3 protein-coding genes are annotated in these 3,259 nt (G+C 70.2%); all 3 read right to left on the reverse strand.

Features of this window, described 5'->3' with window-relative positions:
• Nucleotides 1-90: 90 nt before the first annotated feature.
• From ACFXPX_RS03785 to ACFXPX_RS03795, 3 genes are read right to left on the reverse strand one after another with little or no spacing between them, the layout of a single operon-like run.
• Nucleotides 91-1,137 (reverse strand): ABC transporter ATP-binding protein, encoded by a 1,047-nt coding sequence (locus tag ACFXPX_RS03785; protein WP_375891536.1) that lies wholly within the window; start codon nucleotides 1,135-1,137, stop codon nucleotides 91-93.
• Between the two features lie 34 nt (nucleotides 1,138-1,171).
• On the reverse strand, nucleotides 1,172-2,242 hold the full coding sequence (locus ACFXPX_RS03790; protein WP_380639504.1) for an ABC transporter ATP-binding protein: 1,071 nt from the start codon (nucleotides 2,240-2,242) through the stop codon (nucleotides 1,172-1,174).
• A complete protein-coding gene (locus ACFXPX_RS03795) occupies nucleotides 2,239-3,249 on the reverse strand; it encodes an ABC transporter permease (RefSeq protein ID WP_375891534.1) in 1,011 nt (336 codons plus the stop codon). The genes ACFXPX_RS03790 and ACFXPX_RS03795 overlap by 4 nt, the downstream gene beginning before the upstream one ends.
• Nucleotides 3,250-3,259 lie beyond the last annotated feature (10 nt).

A 3,259-nucleotide genomic window follows, 5' to 3' on the forward strand; every position in this document is an offset into this window, starting at 1 on the left:
CACGACGTGCGGCCGCCCGCCCCCGGGTCCCGGGGGCGGGCGGCCTCTTCTCGTCGGTGCCCGAGTGCTCAGGCGTTCTCGGGGCTGTGCCTAATCGTTCCCCTCGGTCCCCTCGGGGAAGTGGCACGCCACCTGGTGGCCGGTCCGCAGTGCCGTCAGCGGCGGTTCCTGGCTCGCGCACACGTCCTGTGCCTTCCAGCAGCGGGTGCGGAACCGGCAGCCGCTGGGCGGGTTGATCGGCGAGGGCACGTCGCCCTTGAGCAGGATCCGCTCGCGCCCGCCCTGCTGGCGCCGGCGCGGGTCCGGCACCGGGACGGCCGACATCAGGGCGGTGGTGTACGGGTGCATCGGGCTGCGGTAGAGCGAGTCGCGGTCGGCGATCTCGACGATCTTGCCGAGGTACATCACCGCCACCCGGTCGGAGACGTGCCGGACCACCGAGAGGTCGTGCGCGATGATCAGGTAGGTCAGGCCGAGCTCCTGCTGGAGGTCGTCGAGCAGGTTGACCACCTGCGCCTGGATCGACACGTCCAGCGCCGAGACCGGCTCGTCCGCGATGATCATCTTCGGCTTGAGCGCGAGCGCCCGGGCGATGCCGATGCGCTGGCGCTGGCCGCCGGAGAACTCGTGCGGGTAGCGGTTGTAGTGCTCGGGGCTGAGCCCGCACAGCTCCAGCAGGTCCTGGACGGCCTTCTTGACGCCGCCCTCGGGGTGGACCCCCTGCAGCTTGAACGGCGCGCTGACGATGGTGCCGACGGTGTGCCGCGGGTTCAGCGAGGAGTACGGGTCCTGGAAGATCATCTGGATGTCGCGGCGCAGCGGCCGCATCGCCCCGGTGCCCAGGTGGGTGATGTCGGTGCCCTCGAACTCGACCGTCCCGCCGGTGGGTTCGTCGAGCCGGGTGACCAGCCGCCCCATCGTCGACTTGCCGCAGCCGGACTCGCCGACGACGCCCAGCGTCTCGCCGGCGTTGACGGTGAAGTCGATGCCGTCGACGGCCCGCACCGCGCCGGTCTGGCGCCGCAGCAGTCCGCCGCGGATCGGGAAGTGCCGGGTCAGGCCGGTGACCTTCAACAGCGGCTCGCGCTCGGGGGCGGGCGCCGGTGCAGGGATGGTGGCCCCCTGAGTGTCCGTCATCGGTTCTCTCCAGAATGGTGGTACGGGGCCGGGCTCACAGCCGGGGCGCGATCTCTTCGGCGAAGATGCGGTGCCGCTCGTCGGCCGCCAGGTGGCAGGCCGCGAAGTGCCCGGGCGCGGCCTCGGTAAGCACCGGGACCTCGCCCGTGGAGCGCCCGCCGGTCAGGTCGGCGTACGGGCAGCGCGGGTGGAAGGCGCAGCCGGACGGCACGTTGATCAGGCTGGGCGGGGTGCCCCGGACCGGCACCAGCCGGTCCTGCAGTTCCCGGTCCAGTCGCGGCATCGAGCCCAGCAGGCCCCAGGTGTAGGGGTGTTCGGGCACGTCGAAGAGGGTCTCGGCGGGCCCGCGCTCGATGCACTTGCCGCCGTACATGACCAGGATGTCGTCGGCGAGCTCGGCGACCACCCCGAGGTCGTGGGTGATGATGATGACGGCGGAGCCGAACTCCTGCTGGAGGTCCCGGATGAGGTCCAGGATCTGCGCCTGGACGGTGACGTCCAGGGCGGTGGTGGGCTCGTCGGCGATCAGCAGCGAGGGGTCGTTGACCAGGGCCATGGCGATCATGGCGCGCTGGCGCATGCCGCCGGAGAACTGGTGCGGGTAGTCGTCCACCCGGCGGTCCGGCTGCGGGATGCCGACCCGGTCGAGCATCTCGATCGCGCGGGTCCTGGCCTGCCGCTTGGAGGCCTGGGGGTGGTGCACCCGGTAGGCCTCGACGATCTGCTGCCCCACCGTGTAGTAGGGGTGCATCGCGGTCAGCGGGTCCTGGAAGATCATCGCCAGTTCCCGGCCGCGCAGTTGGCGCACCCGGTCGGGCCCGGCCGCGATCAGGTCCTCGCCGTCCAGCCGGATCTCGCCGCTGATCCGGGCCCGCTTGGAGCGGTGCAGGCCCATGATGCCGAGCGAGGTGACGGATTTCCCGGAGCCGGACTCGCCGACGATGCCGAGGGTGCGGCCCTTGTGCAGGTCGAAGCTGACCCCGTCCACCGAGCGGACCAGGCCGTCGTCGGTGTCGAAGTGGATCCGCAGGTCGCGCACGGACAGGAAGGGGTCGCCCGGAGAGTTGGACGCGGCGTCCGCCGGGTTCTTCTGGAGGTCGGTCACGAGAGCCTCACGCGGGGGTCGACGAGGGCGTACAGGAGGTCGACCACGAGGTTGCAGGCGACGATGAAGAAGGCGGCCAGCAGGGTGACGCCGAGGATCTTGGGCAGGTCGTTGTCGGAGATCGCCTGGACGGCGAACTGGCCGATGCCCTTGAGCGAGAAGACCTGCTCGGTGATCAGCGCACCGCCGAGCAGCAGACCGAGGTCCATGCCGAAGATGGTGACGATCGGGGTGAGCGCGGAGCGCAGGCCGTGCTTGACCACCACCTTGCGCTCGGCCAGGCCCTTGGCCCGGGCGGTGCGGATGTAGTCCTCGCTCATCGTCTCCAGCATTCCGGCGCGGGTGAGCCGGGCGTAGAGCGCGGAGTAGAGGAAGGCCAGCGAGACCCACGGGAGGATCAGGTTGCGGGCCCACATCAGCGGGTCGGCGGAGAAGTCGACGTACTCCAGGTTGTCCAGGATCGGCCACTCGTAGCTGAACACGGTCAGCAGCAGGGCGCCGGTGAAGAAGACCGGGAGCGAGACGCCGGCCAGGGCGATGCCCATGGAGAGCCGGTCGAAGATCGAGCGCGGCTTGAGGGCGGAGATCACGCCGGTGGTGACGCCGGAGACCAGCCAGAGCACCGCCGCGCCGATGGCGAGCGAGATGGTGACCGGGATCCGGCTGGTCATCTCCGGCCAGACCTCCAGGTGGTTCTTGAAGGAGTAGCCGAAGCAGGGCACGTGGCAGGTGGCCGGTTCCGGGCCGAACTTGTACTCGGCGCCGGTGACCAGCGCCTTGAGGAAGTTCCAGTACTGGGTGTACAGCGGCTGGTCGAAGCCGAGGTTCTGCTTGACCGCCTGGATCGCCTCGGGCGAGGGGTTCTTCCCGATGTACTGCGCGGCCAGCTGGTCGGTGGTCTCGCCGGCGATGCGCGGGAGCAGGAAGAAGATCGCGAAGGTGACCGCGCTGACGACGACCAGCAGCGCCGCGGCCGCGAGGATCCTGCGGATGATGTAGGCAAACACAGTTGGGCGG

The sequence above is a fragment of the Kitasatospora sp. NPDC059146 genome (assembly GCF_042786665.1).
In the GTDB taxonomy this organism is placed as follows: Bacteria; Actinomycetota; Actinomycetes; order Streptomycetales; family Streptomycetaceae; genus Kitasatospora.

Excerpts from the sequence above, each read along its gene's own strand:
- ACFXPX_RS03785 (WP_375891536.1), bottom strand. The coding sequence starts at position 1,137 with ATGACGGACACTCAGGGGGCCACCATCCCTGCACCGGCGCCCGCCCCC.